This window comes from Oribacterium sp. oral taxon 078 str. F0263, assembly GCF_000469565.1.
Lineage (GTDB): Bacteria > Bacillota > Clostridia > Lachnospirales > Lachnospiraceae > Oribacterium.
Window position 1 is genome coordinate 1 of the sequence record NZ_KI273125.1, and the last position, 16,531, is coordinate 16,531.

Annotated in this window: 17 protein-coding genes and 1 tRNA gene; 17 read left to right on the plus strand and 1 reads right to left on the minus strand. The window is 55.2% G+C overall.

Going from position 1 to position 16,531, the window contains the following annotated elements; genetic code table 11:
• Window positions 1-148 precede the first annotated feature (148 nt).
• The 5 genes from HMPREF1986_RS09010 to HMPREF1986_RS09030 all read left to right on the plus strand — a co-directional run bounded on the left by HMPREF1986_RS09010 (window position 149) and on the right by HMPREF1986_RS09030 (window position 4,066).
• Window positions 149-1,099, plus strand: coding sequence for an ABC transporter permease (locus HMPREF1986_RS09010; protein WP_021774519.1), 951 nt, complete (start codon window positions 149-151; stop codon window positions 1,097-1,099).
• The gene (locus tag HMPREF1986_RS09015) at window positions 1,092-1,973 is read left to right on the plus strand and encodes an ABC transporter ATP-binding protein (protein ID WP_021774520.1); all 882 of its coding nucleotides are present in this window, start codon (window positions 1,092-1,094) and stop codon (window positions 1,971-1,973) included. The genes HMPREF1986_RS09010 and HMPREF1986_RS09015 overlap by 8 nt, the downstream gene beginning before the upstream one ends.
• On the plus strand, window positions 1,970-2,608 hold the full coding sequence (locus tag HMPREF1986_RS09020; RefSeq protein ID WP_021774521.1) for a cytidylate kinase-like family protein: 639 nt from the start codon (window positions 1,970-1,972) through the stop codon (window positions 2,606-2,608). Before HMPREF1986_RS09015 ends, HMPREF1986_RS09020 begins: the two co-directional genes overlap by 4 nt.
• Window positions 2,608-3,939, plus strand: coding sequence for a 3-phosphoshikimate 1-carboxyvinyltransferase (gene aroA / locus HMPREF1986_RS09025; RefSeq protein ID WP_021774522.1), 1,332 nt, complete (start codon window positions 2,608-2,610; stop codon window positions 3,937-3,939). The genes HMPREF1986_RS09020 and aroA overlap by 1 nt, the downstream gene beginning before the upstream one ends.
• A 55-nt stretch (window positions 3,940-3,994) precedes the next feature.
• Window positions 3,995-4,066: transfer RNA gene (locus tag HMPREF1986_RS09030), tRNA-Glu, on the plus strand.
• A 252-nt stretch (window positions 4,067-4,318) separates the two neighbouring features.
• Here HMPREF1986_RS09030 and nagB read toward each other — a convergent pair.
• Complete coding sequence (gene nagB, locus HMPREF1986_RS09035; RefSeq protein ID WP_036600081.1) at window positions 4,319-5,050, minus strand: glucosamine-6-phosphate deaminase; 732 nt, start codon at window positions 5,048-5,050, stop codon at window positions 4,319-4,321.
• 311 nt (window positions 5,051-5,361) lie between these two features.
• On the opposite strand from nagB, the gene HMPREF1986_RS09040 reads away from it, so the two are divergent.
• The 12 genes from HMPREF1986_RS09040 (at window position 5,362) to HMPREF1986_RS09095 (ending at window position 16,300) form a co-directional block, all read left to right on the plus strand.
• Complete coding sequence (locus HMPREF1986_RS09040) at window positions 5,362-6,054, plus strand: N-acetylmannosamine-6-phosphate 2-epimerase (RefSeq protein ID WP_036600083.1); 693 nt, start codon at window positions 5,362-5,364, stop codon at window positions 6,052-6,054.
• A 257-nt stretch (window positions 6,055-6,311) separates the two neighbouring features.
• Complete coding sequence (locus tag HMPREF1986_RS09045) at window positions 6,312-7,634, plus strand: ABC transporter substrate-binding protein (protein ID WP_036600085.1); 1,323 nt, start codon at window positions 6,312-6,314, stop codon at window positions 7,632-7,634.
• 28 nt (window positions 7,635-7,662) lie between these two features.
• Complete coding sequence (locus tag HMPREF1986_RS09050; protein ID WP_021774527.1) at window positions 7,663-8,559, plus strand: carbohydrate ABC transporter permease; 897 nt, start codon at window positions 7,663-7,665, stop codon at window positions 8,557-8,559.
• Window positions 8,556-9,428, plus strand: coding sequence for a carbohydrate ABC transporter permease (locus HMPREF1986_RS09055; RefSeq protein WP_021774528.1), 873 nt, complete (start codon window positions 8,556-8,558; stop codon window positions 9,426-9,428). Before HMPREF1986_RS09050 ends, HMPREF1986_RS09055 begins: the two co-directional genes overlap by 4 nt.
• A gap of 8 nt (window positions 9,429-9,436) precedes the next feature.
• Window positions 9,437-10,105 carry an SGNH/GDSL hydrolase family protein gene (locus HMPREF1986_RS09060; protein WP_021774529.1) on the plus strand — a complete coding sequence of 223 codons (669 nt, stop codon included), beginning with the start codon at window positions 9,437-9,439 and terminating at the stop codon, window positions 10,103-10,105.
• A 57-nt stretch (window positions 10,106-10,162) separates the two neighbouring features.
• On the plus strand, window positions 10,163-11,056 hold the full coding sequence (locus HMPREF1986_RS09065; protein ID WP_036600088.1) for an ROK family protein: 894 nt from the start codon (window positions 10,163-10,165) through the stop codon (window positions 11,054-11,056).
• Window positions 11,053-12,195 (plus strand): N-acetylglucosamine-6-phosphate deacetylase, encoded by a 1,143-nt coding sequence (nagA, locus tag HMPREF1986_RS09070; RefSeq protein WP_021774531.1) that lies wholly within the window; start codon window positions 11,053-11,055, stop codon window positions 12,193-12,195. Before HMPREF1986_RS09065 ends, nagA begins: the two co-directional genes overlap by 4 nt.
• 53 nt (window positions 12,196-12,248) lie before the next feature.
• The gene (locus tag HMPREF1986_RS09075; RefSeq protein WP_021774532.1) at window positions 12,249-13,091 is read left to right on the plus strand and encodes a MurR/RpiR family transcriptional regulator; all 843 of its coding nucleotides are present in this window, start codon (window positions 12,249-12,251) and stop codon (window positions 13,089-13,091) included.
• A 114-nt stretch (window positions 13,092-13,205) separates the two neighbouring features.
• Window positions 13,206-13,661 carry a large conductance mechanosensitive channel protein MscL gene (mscL, locus tag HMPREF1986_RS09080; RefSeq protein ID WP_021774533.1) on the plus strand — a complete coding sequence of 152 codons (456 nt, stop codon included), beginning with the start codon at window positions 13,206-13,208 and terminating at the stop codon, window positions 13,659-13,661.
• A gap of 75 nt (window positions 13,662-13,736) precedes the next feature.
• Entirely contained in the window at window positions 13,737-14,900 is a 1,164-nt protein-coding gene (locus HMPREF1986_RS09085; protein WP_021774534.1) for a cation diffusion facilitator family transporter, read from the plus strand.
• Between the two features lie 43 nt (window positions 14,901-14,943).
• A complete protein-coding gene (locus tag HMPREF1986_RS09090; protein WP_036600093.1) occupies window positions 14,944-15,681 on the plus strand; it encodes an acyl-[acyl-carrier-protein] thioesterase in 738 nt (245 codons plus the stop codon).
• A complete protein-coding gene (locus HMPREF1986_RS09095; RefSeq protein ID WP_036600105.1) occupies window positions 15,650-16,300 on the plus strand; it encodes a S1-like domain-containing RNA-binding protein in 651 nt (216 codons plus the stop codon). The genes HMPREF1986_RS09090 and HMPREF1986_RS09095 overlap by 32 nt, the downstream gene beginning before the upstream one ends.
• Window positions 16,301-16,531: the final 231 nt, after the last annotated feature.

The following is a 16,531-nucleotide window of genomic DNA, read 5'->3' on the forward strand; positions in this document are numbered from 1 at the left end:
CCGGGCGAAGCCGAGTCGCCGGGGCGGCAGACGGACAAAGCGGCATGGGATTTATGAGCTGGTTCAAAGCGGATCGGAGCTTAGCATAGAGGAACGGACAGGAAATTTTCGCGGACCCGGAGTATGCTTCCGATAGAGAGGAGACGAAGTGACGGCATTTCTGACGGCGGGGATTATCCGGACGGCGCTTGAGGTCGGGCTGATCTATTCCCTGGTAGCGCTTTCCCTTTTTATGAGCTACAGTATATTGAATATCTGCGATCTCTCCACGGACGGCTGCTATACTCTGGGATCCGCTGTGGGCGCAGTTCTCACGATCGCGGGACATCCGATCCTGGGAATTTTCGCCGCTATGCTGGCGGGGGTCTGCTCCGGCTATGTCACGGCCTTTCTCCAGACCCGTCTCGGCGTGGAGAGCATCCTCGCGGGCATCATTGTGAACACCGGGCTTTATACTGTGAATCTCGCTGTGATGGGATTTTCCTCGAATCTTTCCATCTTTGGGACGGAGACGATCTTTTCGCTCTTCCAGGGAATCTCCGGCTCCGCGTTCTGGCAGGACTGGAGCAGCCTGATTCTCCTCGCCCTTGTGCTTCTCCTGATTGCCTCCGCGCTTCGCCTTTTTCTGAGCACCCGTCTCGGACTGTCCATCCGGGCCACCGGAGACAGCCCGGCAATGGTGCGCGCGTCTTCCATCAACCCCGCTTTTACGATTACTGTGGGGCTCTGCGCCGCAAATTCTCTCACCGCTCTTGCCGGTTCCCTGATTGGGCAATACAATAAGAGCAGCGACATCAATCTGGGAATCGGCATGGTGACGATCGCGCTGGCCTCCCTTGTGATCGGGGAGACTATCTTTGGGAGGAAGAAGATGACGATGCGCATCCTGGGCGTGGTGATCGGTTCCTGCCTCTATCGTCTGGTCATCGCAGTCGCGCTTCGCCTGAAGGCTCCGACCGAGGCCTTCAAGCTGGTCTCTGCCCTGATCGTCGCATTTGCGATCGCCGCCCCAAGGGTGAAGGAGCTTCTCTCTTTTGAGAGAAAGAGGCGGAGAGCCATGCGGGAGAGGCGGAGAGAGAGGGGGGAGGGACATGCTTAGGATCGAATCCATTTCGAAGACCTTCTATCCGGGCACCGTCAATGAGAGGAGAGCGCTGGACAGGCTGAGTCTCATCCTTCCCGACGGGGATTTCGCGGCCATCGTCGGCTCAAACGGGGCGGGGAAGTCCACGCTTTTTAATGCGATCGCGGGGAGCTTCCTCACAGATTCCGGTTTCATCGAGCTCGACGGGGAGGATATTACCTTCCGTCCGGAGCATCTTAGGAGCCGGGAGATCGGCCGCCTCTTCCAGGATCCCCTTATGGGGACCGCGCCGCATATGAGCATTGAGGAGAATCTTTCCGTCGCCTATCTCCGGGCCTCCGGGAGCCGCTATTCCTTTTTCAGCAGGGTGGGGAAAAGAGAAAAGGAGCGCTTCCGGGAGCAGCTTTCCCTCCTCAATATGGGGCTGGAGGACCGGATGGATCAGCCGGTAGGGCTTCTCTCCGGCGGACAGCGGCAGGCTTTGACCCTTCTCATGGCGACGATGGTGACGCCGAAGCTTCTCCTTCTGGACGAGCACACGGCGGCGCTCGATCCCGCAACGGCGGAGAAGGTCCTGCTTCTCACGGAGAATATTATCCGGGAGAGAAAGATAAGCTGCCTTATGATCACACACAATATGAATCAGGCCCTCTCCCTCGGAAACCGGACGCTCATGATGAACCGGGGCACTGTCGTGCTCGATGTATCCGGGGAGGAGAGAGCCGGGATGACGGTACAGGATCTTTTGGACCGCTTTGCGGGCAATGCCGGCCGGGAATTCAACAATGACAGGATTCTTCTCTCTGCCTTTCCCAAAGGCTCTATGCGGGAGGAGGCGGATGGGGGAGAGAGAGGCCGGGAGGAGAGAAGAGGGGGGGAAGAGCCATGATAAAGAAACACTTCGTCATCACCATCGGAAGACAGTTTGGCTCCGGGGGAAGGCTCGTCGGGAAGCGTCTCTCTGAGGAGCTCGGGATTCATTTCTATGATGAGAATATCCTGAGCCTGACTTCGGAGAAGACGGCGATCGGGGAGCAGTATTTTCGGCTTGCAGACGAAAAGGCGGGCTCCAATCTTCTCTACAGAATCGTGGATAAGCTGAAGCCGCAGCTCGGGAAGCCCCGCGTCGGAGAGCATATCGTGACGCCGGAGAATCTCTTTCGCTTCCAGGCGGAGGTGATCGAGGAGCTGGCAGAGGCGGAGAGCTGCATCATCGCCGGGCGATGCGCGAATTATGTGCTTCGGGAGGCCGGATTTCGGGAAAGAGTGGCTCTTTTCGTCTATGCGGATCTGGAGACCCGGATTCAAAGGGCGATGGACTATACCAAGACGGACCGGGAGGAGTCTCTCAGGCGGATCCGGAAAATCGATCGGGAGAGAAGGGAGTACCACAGGTACTATACCGGTGAGGAATGGATGAAGCTCGATAATTATGATCTCATGATCAATGCCTCCCGCATCAGTTATGATGAGCTCTTTTCTCTTATGAGGGATTATATCCGTATGAAGGGGTATATTGACTGATGGATCAGAAAATTTATGGGAAAGGGAGAGCCCTCCGGGGAGAGCTCACTGTCCCCGGGGATAAAAGCATTTCCCACCGCGCTCTCATGCTGTCGGCCCTCACTGAGGGGGAGACGAGGATCCGCGGCTTCCTCTATGGGGCGGACTGCATTTCCACGATCGGCTGTCTCCGGGAGATGGGGGTTTCGATCGAGAGCCGTGAAGGAGAGAGCGGGCCGGAGCTTTTGCTGCGGGGCGTCGGGCTCCGCGGGCTGAGGGCTCCGGAGAGGATCCTCGACTGCGGGAATTCCGGCACGACCATGCGTCTTCTCTCCGGTCTTCTCTCCGCGCAGTGCTTTGATTCCGTCCTGAGCGGGGATGAGAGTATCAGGCGGAGGCCGATGGGGCGTGTGATTCGCCCGCTCACGGAGATGGGAGCGGATATCTTTTCGGAGCGGGGGGATGGCCGGGCGCCGCTTCATATCCATGGGAGGGCGCTCCGCGGGATTTCCTATGAGTCTCCGCTGGCCTCCGCACAGGTAAAGTCTGCGATCCTTCTCGCAGGGCTTTATGCGGAGGGAGAGAGCAGGGTGATCGAGCCGGGACTCTCCAGAGATCATTCGGAGCGCATGCTCTGTTCCCTCGGAGTCCCGATCGAGAGCCGCACTCTTTCCGATGGGAGGACGGAAATTCGTCTGCGCCCGGTGGAGCGCCTTGCCTCTTTTCCGAATCCCCTTTTCATCCCGGGCGATATCTCATCCGCCGCTTATTTCCTCACTGCCGCCCTGATCGTTCCAGGCTCAGAGCTTCTTCTTCGGAATGTGGGCACCAATCCCACAAGGGACGGGATTTTGGAGGTTTATCGGAGTATGGGAGGCGATATCTCTTCGGAAAGAAACAGAATCATCGCGGGAGAAGAGGTCTCCGATCTGAGGGTCAGGCATTCGAAACTGCATGGGACGACGATCTCCGGCGCTCTCATCCCCCGTCTGATCGATGAGCTTCCGGTGATTGCCGCTGCCGCAGCCGCCGCGGAGGGGGAGACACTCATAAAGGATGCGGCTGATCTCAGACAGAAGGAATCCGATCGGATCTCTGCGGTCGCGGAGGGACTTCGCGCGCTGGGAGTATCCGTAGAGGAGAGAGAGGACGGAATGAGAATCCTGGGGCAGGGAGAGAAGCTCTCCCTTCGGGAAGCGGAGATCGACAGCCGGGGAGATCATCGGATTGCGATGAGCTTTGCCGTTCTCGGCCTGCTGGAAGAGCCGGGAAGCTTTCTCCGGATCCATGGCAGTGACTGCATCGGGATTTCCTATCCGGATTTTTTCTCGGATTTTGAAAAAATCTGTTGACAGCTTTTTTCCCGTCTGCTATCATGAGAAGGTCGCAGGGAGAGCGACATGGAAAGGCAGATTGGTCAAGCGGCTAAGACGCAGCCCTCTCACGGCTGAATCCCGGGTTCGATTCCCGGATCTGTCAGAAAAAAGACCTCGGACGAAAGTTCGAGGATTTTTTATTTGGCTTTTGACTTTAGCCTGCTGAGCATGTGCTTCGCTTGCAAAGCAAGTGGAGCATTGCGAAGCAAAAAACCACCCGCTATGCGGGTGGAGATAAATTGTAAATTTTGCTTTTTCCTTTTCGATCTTTTTGCTCTGATCCTTCTGCCCTTTCGGAATTTAAGAAGAGGCGCGCTTTAGGTGCCTCTTCCTCTACCGATGCAGAACAGGGAGCTTAGGAGAGAGCGGAAGCGGCCTCTTCGTCTGCGAGGACAGTGAGATCCCTGTGGAACTGAAGGATGGAGGCGGGGACACGCGGTGTGACCGGACCCTTGAGAGCTTTTTCGAGAATCCCTGCCTTGGCCTTCCCGGATACGAGGAGGAGGATTTTTTTTGCAGAGAAGATACTCCCGATCCCCATGGTATAGGCCTCCCGGGGGACCTCCTCTTTTGATCGGAAGAAGCGCTGATTGGATTCGATCGTCTCATCCGTCAGCCTTACGCAGTTTGTCCCCTTCGAGAAAAAGTCCGCGGGCTCGTTAAATCCGATGTGCCCGTCGAGGCCGAGCCCGAGGATCTGGAGATCGATCTCTCCGACAGAGAGGATCTCTGCGTCGTAGTCCTTGCAGGCTTTCTCCCTGTTTTCTTCCATCCCGTCCGGAACGTGGGTGTGCTCTTTCACTATGTTGATTTTAGAGAATAAGTTTTCGTCCATGAAATGGCGGTAGCTGTTTTTATCTTCCGCTGCGAGGCCCCGATATTCGTCGAGATTCACGGAGTGGACCCCCGAAAAGTCAAGCTCTCCCGCTTTATAAAGCTTGACCAGCTGTTCATAGCAGCCAAGCGGGGTGGAGCCGGTCGCGAGCCCCAGAACGGAATTCGCCTTCTTTTTGAGCTGCTTTACTACAAGCTCTGCGGCTCTTTCACTCAGCTCCTGATAATCCTTTGTTATTTCTAATGAAAACATTTCAGCACCTCTTTGAAGAAAGACAGCATGCAGCGGGACAAAATAATGCAAAAATGCGGGCAGGCTTTCGCGGCGCGAAAACAGCCTTGAGCGCCTAATCATCTTAACAAAGCCAAGATCAAATTTCAATGAATCTTCCCTTTCTGAAATACATTTCTAAATTCATGGATAATAGATAAAATAAGCCTATGGAATATATGAGATATCGTGCAATACTTCGAAAAAAGGGGAAGATATTTCTGAAATGCGCCGGATCATTGAAAATAAAATTACGCCTGCTTATACTCTGGGATATTAGGAGGCCTCGGCATATGAATCAAAAAGTGGAAAGCTTAAAGGGACGCCTGATCGTATCCTGTCAGGCGCTTCCCAGGGAGCCCCTGCACTCATCCTTTATTATGGGGAGGATGGCGCTTGCGGCGAAGATGGGGGGAGCGGCCGGAATCCGCGCAAATACAAAGGAGGATATACTGGAGATTCGATCCAGGGTAGATCTGCCGCTGATCGGAATCGTAAAAAGAGATTATGAGGACAGCGAGATCTATATCACTCCCACGATGAGGGAGGTAGAGGAGCTGATGGAGGCGGGACCTGAAATCATCGCAGTGGATGCCACGGAGCGGCTGAGACCGGGTGGGGTCACGCTGGATGATTTTTTCAGAGAGCTTAAAAGAACTTATCCGGAGCAGCTTTATATGGCGGACTGCTCGACGGTGGAGGAGGCGGTCCATGCCGATGAGCTGGGCTTTGACTTTATCGGCACGACCCTTGTGGGCTATACCGAGCAATCTGCGGGAGATCACATAGAGCGGGATGATTTCCGGATTCTCCGGGAGATTCTGGCCCGGGTTTCTCACAGGGTGATCGCGGAGGGAAATATAGACACGCCGCAGAAGGCGAGGAGAGTGATCGAGCTCGGGGCCTTTTCTGTTGTGGTCGGTTCTATTATCACGAGACCGCAGCTTATCACGAAGGCCTTTGCCGAGGCGCTGTCAGAGCCATAGGGAGGCGCCGGAGTCATAGATAAGGCGCAGGCTGAAATGGAAATGTATCTCAATGCTGTCAGAGCTTCGAGGAGCTAAAGCAGCGCGTATATTCATGCTGCTGATGGAAGATTCTTCGTGGATGCCGCAGAAGCAGAGAATCAAAGTCAGTGATACAAAAACGATCAGAGCTGGTGATACAAAAACCAAAGGGAGAGGAATAATACTGGAAACCTTGGTTTTCAGGGGGAATGGTTCACTTTACAGGGAGGAGCATTATGAAAAAAAGATGGATCTCTATTTTGGCGGCAGCGGCGCTTTCGGTTTCTGCGATCAGTGGCTGCGGCGGAGCACAGAACAGCGGGAAAGAGTCGGAAGAGAAGTCCGGGGATGCGGATCAGAAAAAGGATGCGGCGGGGGAAAAGCTGACCGTTCTTTACATGTCCGGTGTCTATGCGGATGCTGCGCGCTCCATGGTGGATGAATTCGAGAAGAAAACCGGTGCCAAGGTTGAGGTTATCGATATGCCGTATATGGAGCTGCACGAGAAGATGCTTCTGGATCTGACAAGCCAGTCCGGGACCTACGATGTGATCGATGTCGCCAGCCAGTGGGATGGAGAATTCGCCCCCTATCTGACAGAGCTTCAGCCATATATTGACAAGGATCAGTTCGATATGAGCGCCTTCATCGATAATGTTCTTGCAAATTCCGGGAAGTGGCAGGGCAGTTACTACGGTATACCCAATGCAAGTACGCCGCAGCTTTTCGCCTATCGCACGGATCTTCTCCCGAACGGCATCGCAGATAACTGGGAGGACTACAGGAAGCAGCTGGAGGAGCTGAATAAGCCGGAGGAGGGATTTTATGGAGACTCCATTTCGGGGATCACGGGGCAGCTGGGAGGTGTCTTTGACTATGTGCTTTGGTCCATGGGAGGGGCCTGGGCGGATGAGAACTGGAAGGTGAGCATTGACTCCCCCGAGACGAGGTCCGCTCTGGATCACCTCATGAAGGTACAGAAATACTGCGACCCCAACTGGCTGAACTGGGGAACCGACCAGTCCATTCAGGCGTTTTTGGACGGAAAGGCAGCGGTATGCGAAACCTGGCCTACACTTGGTCTTGTCCAGGCCGCGGATGATCCCGATCAATCCAAGGTAGTCGGAAAGTGGGCGCTCGATACGATCCCCAAAGACAAGACCGGAATCACTCTGCTCAGTGCCTGGGACTGCTCCATACCGGCTTCGGCCAAGCATAAGGATCTGGCATGGGAATGGATCAAGATGTACACGAGTCTTGAGAAGCAGGAGGAGTTTTATAAAAATAATGGAATCCTTTCTCCGAGAAAGGAATTCTGGGAAAAGGACGGCATCAAGGGAAGCTATATGGATACAGTCCGAGAGGCCTTGGACAGCGCGAACATGTGGTGGAGGATTGCGGCGTCTACGGAGGTGGATTCGAGTCTGAATACCAATGTCAGCGCATATCTGTCCGGTCAGGAGGATATGGACAGCGCCATCGGGAAGATGAAGGAGGATATCGAGGCGGCGCTTGCCGCGGCACCTCCCGAAGAGGGAAGCAAAAATTACAATCGCTAGGGATCGGCGTGAGATTCGGAGGAACGGTATGAAGAGGATTCGTAATAGCGCGTCCGGCGGAAGAACGGAAAGGATATGGTCATGGCTCTTTATGCTTCCGACCATGCTGTTTCTTTCCCTTACAGCCCTCCTTCCGCTCTTGTATTCCGCCTATCTCAGTTTTTTCCGCTATAAGATCAATCTGCCGAATGCGAGACCGGTATGGATCGGGCTTGGGAATTATCTTCGAATGCTTTCTGACAGGAACCTGCAGATCAGCACTGCTAATACGATTCTCTTCGCCTTGCTGTCCGTGGGCTTAGAGATGGTATTCGGTCTGACAGCGGCCATGCTGCTGTGCTCCGACCGTCTCTGGGCGCGTACCTGCACATCGATCCTCCTGATCCCCACGATCATGGCGCCGGTGGCGATCGGTACACTGTGGCGGATGATGCTGGACGGCACAAGCGGGGTGATCAATTATTTTATGAGCGGGATCGGGCTACAGAGTATTAACTGGCTCAGCAATCCCCGCTATGCCATGCCGGCGGTCATTTTCGTCAATGTATGGCAGCTTGTACCCTGGGTTTCCATCATCTGCGCAGCCGGACTGAAATCCCTCCCGCAGGACTGCCTGGAGGCAGCCCGCGTGGACGGGGCCGGGAATTTCCAGATTTTTCGAAAGATTGTTTTTCCGATCCTTTCTCCTCTTTTACTCATTGTTCTGATGCTTCGCTTCGTGGATGCGTTCAAGGTATTTGACACCGTCTATACCATGACCAATGGAGGGCCGGGAAATGCGACGGAGATGCTTCCCAACTATATTTACAAGCAGGGACTGAAATTTTTCGACGCGGGCTATACGGCGGCGCTCGCCGTTGTCTTCGTCCTCTTTATGAGCCTTGTCACAATCTTTTTCCTGAGGCTGAGGAGGTCCTTGGTATGAGGCACAGAGCAAGAGAAAGATCGATCATTGATGATGTGATCGGAAATTTTGCCGGGAGGCCGTTTCGGTTTTTCGCGGTGTCGCTTCTAATGCTGAGCATTCTTTTCCCTCTCTATTGGCTCACGATCAGTGCTTTCAAATTCAAGGCGGATTATCTGGCATTTCCGCCGGTGCTTTTGCCCAAAAGATTTACGCTGGAGAGTTTCCGGAACGTATTTGCCATGAATGGTCTGGGGCGCCAGTTCTTTAACTCTTTTTTCGTCGCCCTGCTGTCGAGCGCGATTTCTCTGATCTTTGGCTCCATGGCCGCCTACTCCGTGGTCCGGGGGCAGTTTCACCGCTATGTGAGAGGGGCCTTCGGAATATGGTTTATGGTGCAGAAGATGTATCCTGCCATCGCCACCGCGATTCCGGTTTATCTTGTGATGCGCCGTCTCCATTTGATCGATACGCTGACTGCGCTTGTGATTATGAATACAAGCTTTAATCTGCCTCTTGTGATCTGGCTTATGATGGGATTCTTCGAGCAGCTTCCCAAAGAGATGGAGGAGTCGGCCAAAATCGATGGATGCAGCTTTCTGCAAAGATTCTTCTTCGTGGTTTTCCCGGTGACGAAATCGGGTCTGGTGGCGGCCGGAATACTGGCATTTGTAGGGGCATGGAATGAATTCCTCTTTGCTGTTATACTCAGCATCAATAAAGCGAAGACGCTTCCGGTCGCTGTGGCCGGTTTCATCACGGATAAGGGACTGGACTGGGGCCCTATGGCGGCCACCTCGCTCATAACTCTGCTGCCGGTCCTCCTTTTGGTATGGCTTATGCAAAAGCAATTCGTTCAGGGACTGGCCATGGGAGCCGTAAAGGGATAGGAGAAAAAATGAGAACAATCGTCTGCTTCGGAGATTCCAATACGCACGGATATGATTCCAGGACCGGCGGGAGATTCGATAGAGAAACTCGCTGGCCCGGGCATCTGGCAAAGCTTCTCGGGGAGGGGTATTCTGTGATAGAGGAGGGACTTTCCGGGCGGACGACCGTATTTGAGGATCCTCTGTACGAGGGGCTTTCCGGAATCAGCTGTATCCATCCGATCCTGATGAGTCACGAGCCCGTCGATCTTTTCATTCTTATGCTTGGTACGAATGATGTGAAATCCCGCTTCTGCGCGACAGCTGAGAATATCGCAAGAGGGCTCGAGCGCCTGCTTCGAAAGCTTCAGTCCTGCAAAGAGGCTTTCTGCGGGGGAGAGGCGGAGATCCTGGTGATCGCTCCTCCTCCGATCGATAAGCGCTATGAGAAAAGCGCGGTGGCCGGAGAAATGGGGGAGCTCTGCGCGGAAAAAAGCAGAGAGCTCGCTCCCTTATTTGAGAGGACAGCGAAACTATGCGGGGCGGATTTCCTGGATGCCGGGACGATTCCCGGTGTGGAAATGTATCCTTATGATTATATGCATCTCAGCCCGGATGCGCACCGGGCGCTTGCGGGAGAGCTGGCAAAACGCATCCTCACCCGCTATAATGATTCCGGCGTCCGGCCGCTTTCCTGATCAGCATATCCTTAAGGAGTGAGGGAAGGCAGCCTTGAAGGAGCGGAGGCAGCGTCTATGGGGAAATACATTCTCATCGATATCGGAGGGACGGCGATCAAGTATGCGCTGTCAGAAGAAGATCGGATCCTCTTTCGAAATATCATAAAGACAGAATCCGGGCGCGGAAGAGGCTGGATCCAGAAGAGGGTCATGGGACTTACGGAAGAGCTTCTCTCCTGTGGGGAGGAAGTTTCCGGGATTGCCATCTCCTCCGCGGGCATCGTGGATATCCGGCGGGGAAGGATCGTCTGCGCCGGTCCGACGATACCGGACTACAGCGGGACGGAGTTCAAGCAGCCGATGGAGGAACGCTTCGGAATCCCCTGTGAGATCGAAAATGATGTCAACTGCGCGGCCCTCGCCGAATATCGCTCGGGGGCTGCGAAGGGGAGCTCCAGTGCGCTCTGCCTTACGATAGGGACCGGAATCGGAGGAGCCGCGGTTCTCGATGGGAAAATCCTCCGCGGCTTCACCGGCTCTGCCTGCGAGGTCGGCTATATGCATATGCGGGGAAGCTCCTTCGAAGAACTCGGAGCGGCAAGCATTTTAAGCAAAAGGATTTCGGAGCGAAAGGGAGGGAGCGCCGCGGACTGGGACGGAAAGCGAATTTTCCGGGAGGCAAAGAAGGGAGACCGGGACTGCATCCTCGCGCTCGATGAGCTCTGCGCTGCCCTCGGGGAAGGGATTTCCAATATTGTGTACATCCTGAATCCGGAGGTGGTTGTACTCGGAGGCGGAATCATGGCGGAGGAGGATTATCTCTATCCCCGCATTCGGAGGGAGCTCGATAAAAATCTGATTCCGATGCTTTCGGAAAACACGAAGCTTCGGATGGCGAAGCACAAAAATGAGGCCGGCATGCTGGGGGCCTATTATCATTTTTGCGCTGCGAGAGGAGGGAGACAGTGATCGTCAGAAATGCTTTCGTCTATACAGCGGATCAGGTCTTTGAGAAGAGGGAGATCTATATCCGGGAGGGAAATTTCGCACAGAGGGCGGAGAGAGAAGAGGGAGAGGAGGTTTTGGACGCAGAGGGCTGCTTTGCGATCCCGGGCCTCCTCGACATTCATTTTCACGGGGCAATGGGCTATGATATCTGCGATGCGAGCTGGGAGGCCTATAAGCGCATTTCGGAATATGAGGCTGCAAACGGGATCACGGCAATCTGTCCTGCGACCATGACTCTCCCGGTTCCGGAGCTTGAGAATGTGCTTAAGCTCGGGGCGGAATTCTCGAAAAGCGGGCAGGGGGGGGCGGATCTCGTCGGCTTCAATATGGAGGGACCCTTTATCAGCCATGCGAGGAAGGGGGCGCAGAACGAGAAATACATCATTCCCTGCAGCAGCGAGGCGGTAGACCGCTTTCTCCGCGCCTCCGAAGGCCTCCTCCGGATCATCGGACTCGCTCCGGATGAGAATCCTGATTTTGAGAGCTTCATCCGCGAGAACCGCGGAAAGCTCATCCTCTCTCTCGCTCACACCGATGCGGGCTATGAGGAGGCGCGGAGGGCCTTTTTGGCCGGAGCGTCCCATGTCGTACATCTCTATAATGCGATGCGGGGGCTCCACCACCGAGATCCCGGACTGGTGGGGGCCGCGGCGGACAGCCCCGGGGTGAATGCGGAGCTGATCTGCGATGGAATCCATGTCCATCCCGCGGCAGTGCGCGCTGCCTTTCGGCTTCTGGGAAAGGAGCGCATTCTATTGATCAGCGACAGTCTCAGGACGGCGGGGATGCCGGATGGAGAGTATCCCTTTACCGGGCAGACCGTCGTGAAGAAGGGGAGCCGCTGTACCTTGAAGGAGAGCGGAAACCTGGCGGGCTCGGTGTCCAATCTCATGGACTGTCTGCGCTGCGCGGTCCTGCAAATGGGGATCCCCCTGGAGGACGCCGTTGCCTGCGCGAGCATTCAGCCGGCGCGGGCGATCCATGTAGAGGATCGCTACGGCTCCATCGAGGACGGAAAGAAGGGAAATCTTGTGCTGCTCCGAAGGGACGGAAAGCTCAGTCTGGAGAAGGTGATAAAGGACGGAGAGGTCCTGGGCTGAGGCTTATCCGCCGGGAAAAGGGAGACGGGCTTTCGGAGGAAGGAGGCATTGTGATGAGAGAGGAGAAATCGATCATGCCGGTGCTGGAGGTGAAGTATGAGAGCTTCACGCCGGTGGAGAAAAATATCGCCGATTTTTTTCTGAAGAATGCGGAGATCGGGGACCTCTCCGCGCGGCGCATTGCGGGAGCTCTCTATGTCTCGGAGGCGTCCTTGTCCCGTTTTGCGAAAAAGTGCGGTTTCCGGGGCTATCGCGAATTTGTCTATCAATATGAAAGATCCTTCCAGGCCGCGAGAGATTTCATGGGAGCTGAGAACACGACGGAGGTCTTCGAAAATTACCGGGAAATTATGGAGAAGACCCACAGCCTCCTGGAGGACGGCCAGATTCACCGCATCGTAAAGCAGCTCTATCAAAAGAAAAGAGTCATTGTCTGCGGGAAGGGGAGCTCCGGGATGGCGGCGCAGGAGATGGAGATCCGCTTTATGAGGATCGGAGTCGATGTGGATTCCGTGTGCGAGGATGACCGAATCCGGATGCAGAGCGTCTTTTTGGATAAAAGCATGATGGTTATGGGCTTTAGCCTGAGCGGAGAGACGGAGTCGGTTCTCTACCTTCTCCGGGAGGCGCACGCGAGGGGGGCCTTCACGGTCCTTATGACGAGTAAGGACGATCCGCGCTTTCGGGATTACTGCGATGAGCTCGTTCTCCTGGCATCAAGAAGATATCTGAGCGGCGGAAATATCATCTCCCCGCAGCTTCCGATCCTGCTCCTTTTAGATATCATATACAATGCCTATGTCATGAAGGACCGCTACCAGACGGAGGCTCTGCACGGAAATACGCTGCGCGCTCTGATGTCCGGGGAGAGAGCTGCGAGGACGGAGCTTTCCTGAAGATGCGGGGCGGACTCTTTCTGCGATTTCCGCTTGAAATCGGAAGGGACTTGTAATAAAGTGGTTCCGGTAAAGATAGGAGCGTAAAGCGGGATTGAGCAGAAGGGGAGAAAAATGAAAAAGTTTTTTCAGGAATTCAAAGAATTTGCATTTAAGGGGAATATGCTTGACCTTGCGGTGGGTATGATCATCGGATCGGCCTTTACCGCTCTTGTGAAGAATCTGGTGGATGATCTCGTCATGCCGCTGATCTCTCTCATCACGGGGAAGATCGACTTTGAGAACATGTTCCTTCCTCTTGCGGGTCAGACCACAAAGGTCTTTAAGGAGGCCGCGGAGCAGGGCTCTGTCCTCGCCTACGGATCCTTTATCACAGCACTGATCAATTTCCTGATCATGGCGATGGTTGTCTTTATCATGGTGAAGCAGGTGAACCGTCTCAGAAAGAGCGGAGAAAAGAAGGCGGAGGTCAAGGAGAAGGAGTGTCCGTACTGCAAGAGCATGATTCCTGTAAAGGCGGTGAGATGTCCGCACTGCACATCGAAGCTGGACGGCTTCTCCGAGCCGTAGCTTTTTTACGGGATCGGCGGCGCGGAGATTGCGGCGGAGCCTGGAGGAATCCCCGAGGAGGGGAGGGAGCGAAATATGAACGGAAAAACGAAGCGGTCTGGAATTGTTATGAGAGCAGGTTTTGCGGGGATGCTGTGCAACCTGCTCCTTTTTCTGTTTAAGCTCGGACTTGGTCTCATGGCGCATTCCGTCTCCGTCCTAGCGGACGCCTTCAATAATCTGTCGGATGCGGCGAGCTCACTGCTCTCTCTTTTCAGCGCGAGGCTTTCGGAGAAGGCGGCGGATGAAAGGCATCCCTTCGGACATGGGAGGGCGGAGTATGTGGCGGCCTTCGTCGTTTCCTTCCTGGTTCTGGAGGTCGGAGTGAAATCTCTGGAGGGGGCGGTGTCAAAGATATTTCACCCCGAGCTCATTGTTTTCCGGCCTCTTTGGCTCTGGATCCTCGGAATTTCCATCCTCGCGAAGCTCGCCATGGGCTTTTACTACCGGAGCGTCGCGCATCGGATCGATTCCGCCCTCTTCCTCGCCTCCTCGGCGGACTCCTTTCAGGACGCTCTGATCACGGGCTCCGCATTGCTGTCCATGCTGATCTACGGCTTCTTTCACATCAATGCAGATCCCTATGTGGGGCTTTTGGTCTCGCTTCTTGTGATCTGGAACGGCATCGGGATCGCGAGAGAGACGCTGGAGCCTCTCCTCGGCCAGCCGACGGATGCGGAGCTCTGCCGCGCTCTGAGGGAGCTCGTGGAATCCTATCCGGGGATCTACGGAAGCCACGATCTGATCCTCCATAACTACGGTCCGGAGCAGTACATGGGGACGATTCATGTGGAGGTCGACGGGAAGAGCAGCATCGCGGAGACGCATGAGCTTGTGGATCAGATCGAGCGGAGGGTGAAGAGAGAGCTCGGTGTGCGGCTCGTGATCCATATGGATCCGAGGGATGACCGGGATGAAACTCTGTTCTACCGCGGCATCGCCCTGCAGCTTCTCTCTGAGCTTGAGCCGCGGGCGAGGATCCATGATTTTCGGATCAGCCATGGGGAGGGGCGGAGGCTTTTCCTCCGCTTTGATCTATGGCTCCCGTGGGGGATCCGGGAGGAGCAGGAGAATCAGCTGATGCTGGAGCTCTCGGAGCGGATGAGGGAGGAAAATCCGAGGATCTGCTGCAGCATCACGCTGGACCATCCCTACTCGGAGGAGGAGAGCGGGGAGAAGGAGGGGGAAAAGCCGGATTAAGCGGCGTTTTCCCTCTCCCGGCGCGGAAAATGGGAGGATGGCAATGTACGAATTTCAGGAGAGGGTCCGTTATTCCGAGACGGATGAGAGAGGGAGGATGACGCTTCTCTCTGTGCTCAATGCGCTGCAGGACTGCTCGACCTTTCATCTAAAGGATGTCGGGCTCTCTGTCGAGGAGCTCAGAAAGCAGGGGAGAAGCTGGCTTTTGAGCGCCTGGGATATCCGGATCTTAAGACTGCCCGAGCTCTATGAGAGCATTACGATCGGGACAAGTCCCCACAGCTTCCACGGAATCCTCGCGCATCGGAATTTCTGGATCAAGGATTCGAGGGAGTGCTTTCTCCTAAGGGCAGAGAGCGAGTGGTTTTCTCTGGATACGGAGCGGATGCGTCCCGCCAGGGTGAAGGCGGAGGTGCTCACCCCCTTTGGGGAAATGCGGGATGTCCTGCATCTTCCGGAGCTTGTCCGAAGGATTTTGCTTCCGGATCAGCTTCATGACGGCGGGAGCTTTCCTGTTATGAGGCAGCAGATCGACTCCAATCACCATGTCAACAACGCGCAGTACATCGCGCTTTCTCTGGAGCTTTTGCAGGACAGTCCGGAGGGCTTCCCCGCTTTTTCCCGGGGAAGAATCCGCGCGGAGTATCAGAAGGCCGCGCGTTTTGGGGATCTGCTTTGCGCCCGATACGGAGAGCGGGATGGGAAGCGGATCGTCAGTATTCAAAATCCGGAGGGGGAGGTATTTTGCAATGTTGAAATTGGGGAAGACCCAGAAGCTTAGGATCGGGCGAGAGAAGGATTTCGGAGTCTATCTGGAGGACTCGGAGGGAGAGAGCGTGCTCCTTCCCATTCGTCAGCTTCCCGCGGGAAAGAAGCTCGGAGACGAGCTCTCGGTATTTGTTTACCGGGATTCCAGGGATCGACTCATTGCAACGACGGAGACCCCGCTCATGGAGGTGGGGGAGGTTGCGAGGGTCAGGGTCTCGGATATCACCCCGATCGGCGCTTTCGTAAGTATAGGGCTGGAAAAGGAGGTCCTGATTCCGCACCGGGAGATGCGCTATGAGCTGAAGAAGGGACAGGAGGTCGAGGTCTACCTCTACGTCGATCATTCGGGCCGCCTCGCCGCAAGCACGTATACGAAAAAGCGGGAGGACGCGAGGCATATCGAGGAGGAAGAACGGAAACGCTACCACTATGAGAAGGATGCGGAGAAGGTTCTTCACATCCTGGAGAGCAAATTTTCCGGGCAGCTCCCCTATACGGACAAGGAAGCGGATCCGGAGAGAATCGCCCGAGACTTCGGGCTCTCCAAGGCCGCTTTTAAGAGGGCCATCGGAAAGCTCCTGAAGGAGGAGAGAGTTAAAATCACAAAGACCGCCATCTTCTGCAGATACTGATTCGCTGCCTCCACGGCCGGGCCACCTTCTTTTCCTTCTGCTCCGCCCTGGCGGTCCATAGCGGGCATTTGCAGCTCGGACCACCTCCCTGCTGTTTTGTCGGTCTGATTCCGGATCCGGATAAGAGAGACTTATGGCAAAACGCGGGAAGCTTCGTGAAAATGGGCGGGATGAATTCCGGCGAGATCTTTCCATCGAGAGAAGAACAAAAAATCCCGGGGCTTTTTGTGG

Coding starts and splice junctions, on each gene's coding strand:
- mscL (WP_021774533.1), top strand. CDS start 13,206: ATGAAAAAGTTTTTTCAGGAATTCAAAGAATTTGCATTTAAGGGGAAT.
- HMPREF1986_RS09090 (WP_036600093.1), top strand. CDS start 14,944: ATGTACGAATTTCAGGAGAGGGTCCGTTATTCCGAGACGGATGAGAGA.
- HMPREF1986_RS09040 (WP_036600083.1), top strand. CDS start 5,362: ATGAATCAAAAAGTGGAAAGCTTAAAGGGACGCCTGATCGTATCCTGT.
- HMPREF1986_RS09055 (WP_021774528.1), top strand. CDS start 8,556: ATGAGGCACAGAGCAAGAGAAAGATCGATCATTGATGATGTGATCGGA.
- HMPREF1986_RS09095 (WP_036600105.1), top strand. CDS start 15,650: ATGTTGAAATTGGGGAAGACCCAGAAGCTTAGGATCGGGCGAGAGAAG.
- HMPREF1986_RS09075 (WP_021774532.1), top strand. CDS start 12,249: ATGAGAGAGGAGAAATCGATCATGCCGGTGCTGGAGGTGAAGTATGAG.
- aroA (WP_021774522.1), top strand. CDS start 2,608: ATGGATCAGAAAATTTATGGGAAAGGGAGAGCCCTCCGGGGAGAGCTC.
- nagB (WP_036600081.1), bottom strand. CDS start 5,050: ATGTTTTCATTAGAAATAACAAAGGATTATCAGGAGCTGAGTGAAAGA.
- HMPREF1986_RS09060 (WP_021774529.1), top strand. CDS start 9,437: ATGAGAACAATCGTCTGCTTCGGAGATTCCAATACGCACGGATATGAT.
- HMPREF1986_RS09065 (WP_036600088.1), top strand. CDS start 10,163: ATGGGGAAATACATTCTCATCGATATCGGAGGGACGGCGATCAAGTAT.
- HMPREF1986_RS09020 (WP_021774521.1), top strand. CDS start 1,970: ATGATAAAGAAACACTTCGTCATCACCATCGGAAGACAGTTTGGCTCC.
- HMPREF1986_RS09085 (WP_021774534.1), top strand. CDS start 13,737: ATGAACGGAAAAACGAAGCGGTCTGGAATTGTTATGAGAGCAGGTTTT.
- HMPREF1986_RS09050 (WP_021774527.1), top strand. CDS start 7,663: ATGAAGAGGATTCGTAATAGCGCGTCCGGCGGAAGAACGGAAAGGATA.
- HMPREF1986_RS09015 (WP_021774520.1), top strand. CDS start 1,092: ATGCTTAGGATCGAATCCATTTCGAAGACCTTCTATCCGGGCACCGTC.
- HMPREF1986_RS09045 (WP_036600085.1), top strand. CDS start 6,312: ATGAAAAAAAGATGGATCTCTATTTTGGCGGCAGCGGCGCTTTCGGTT.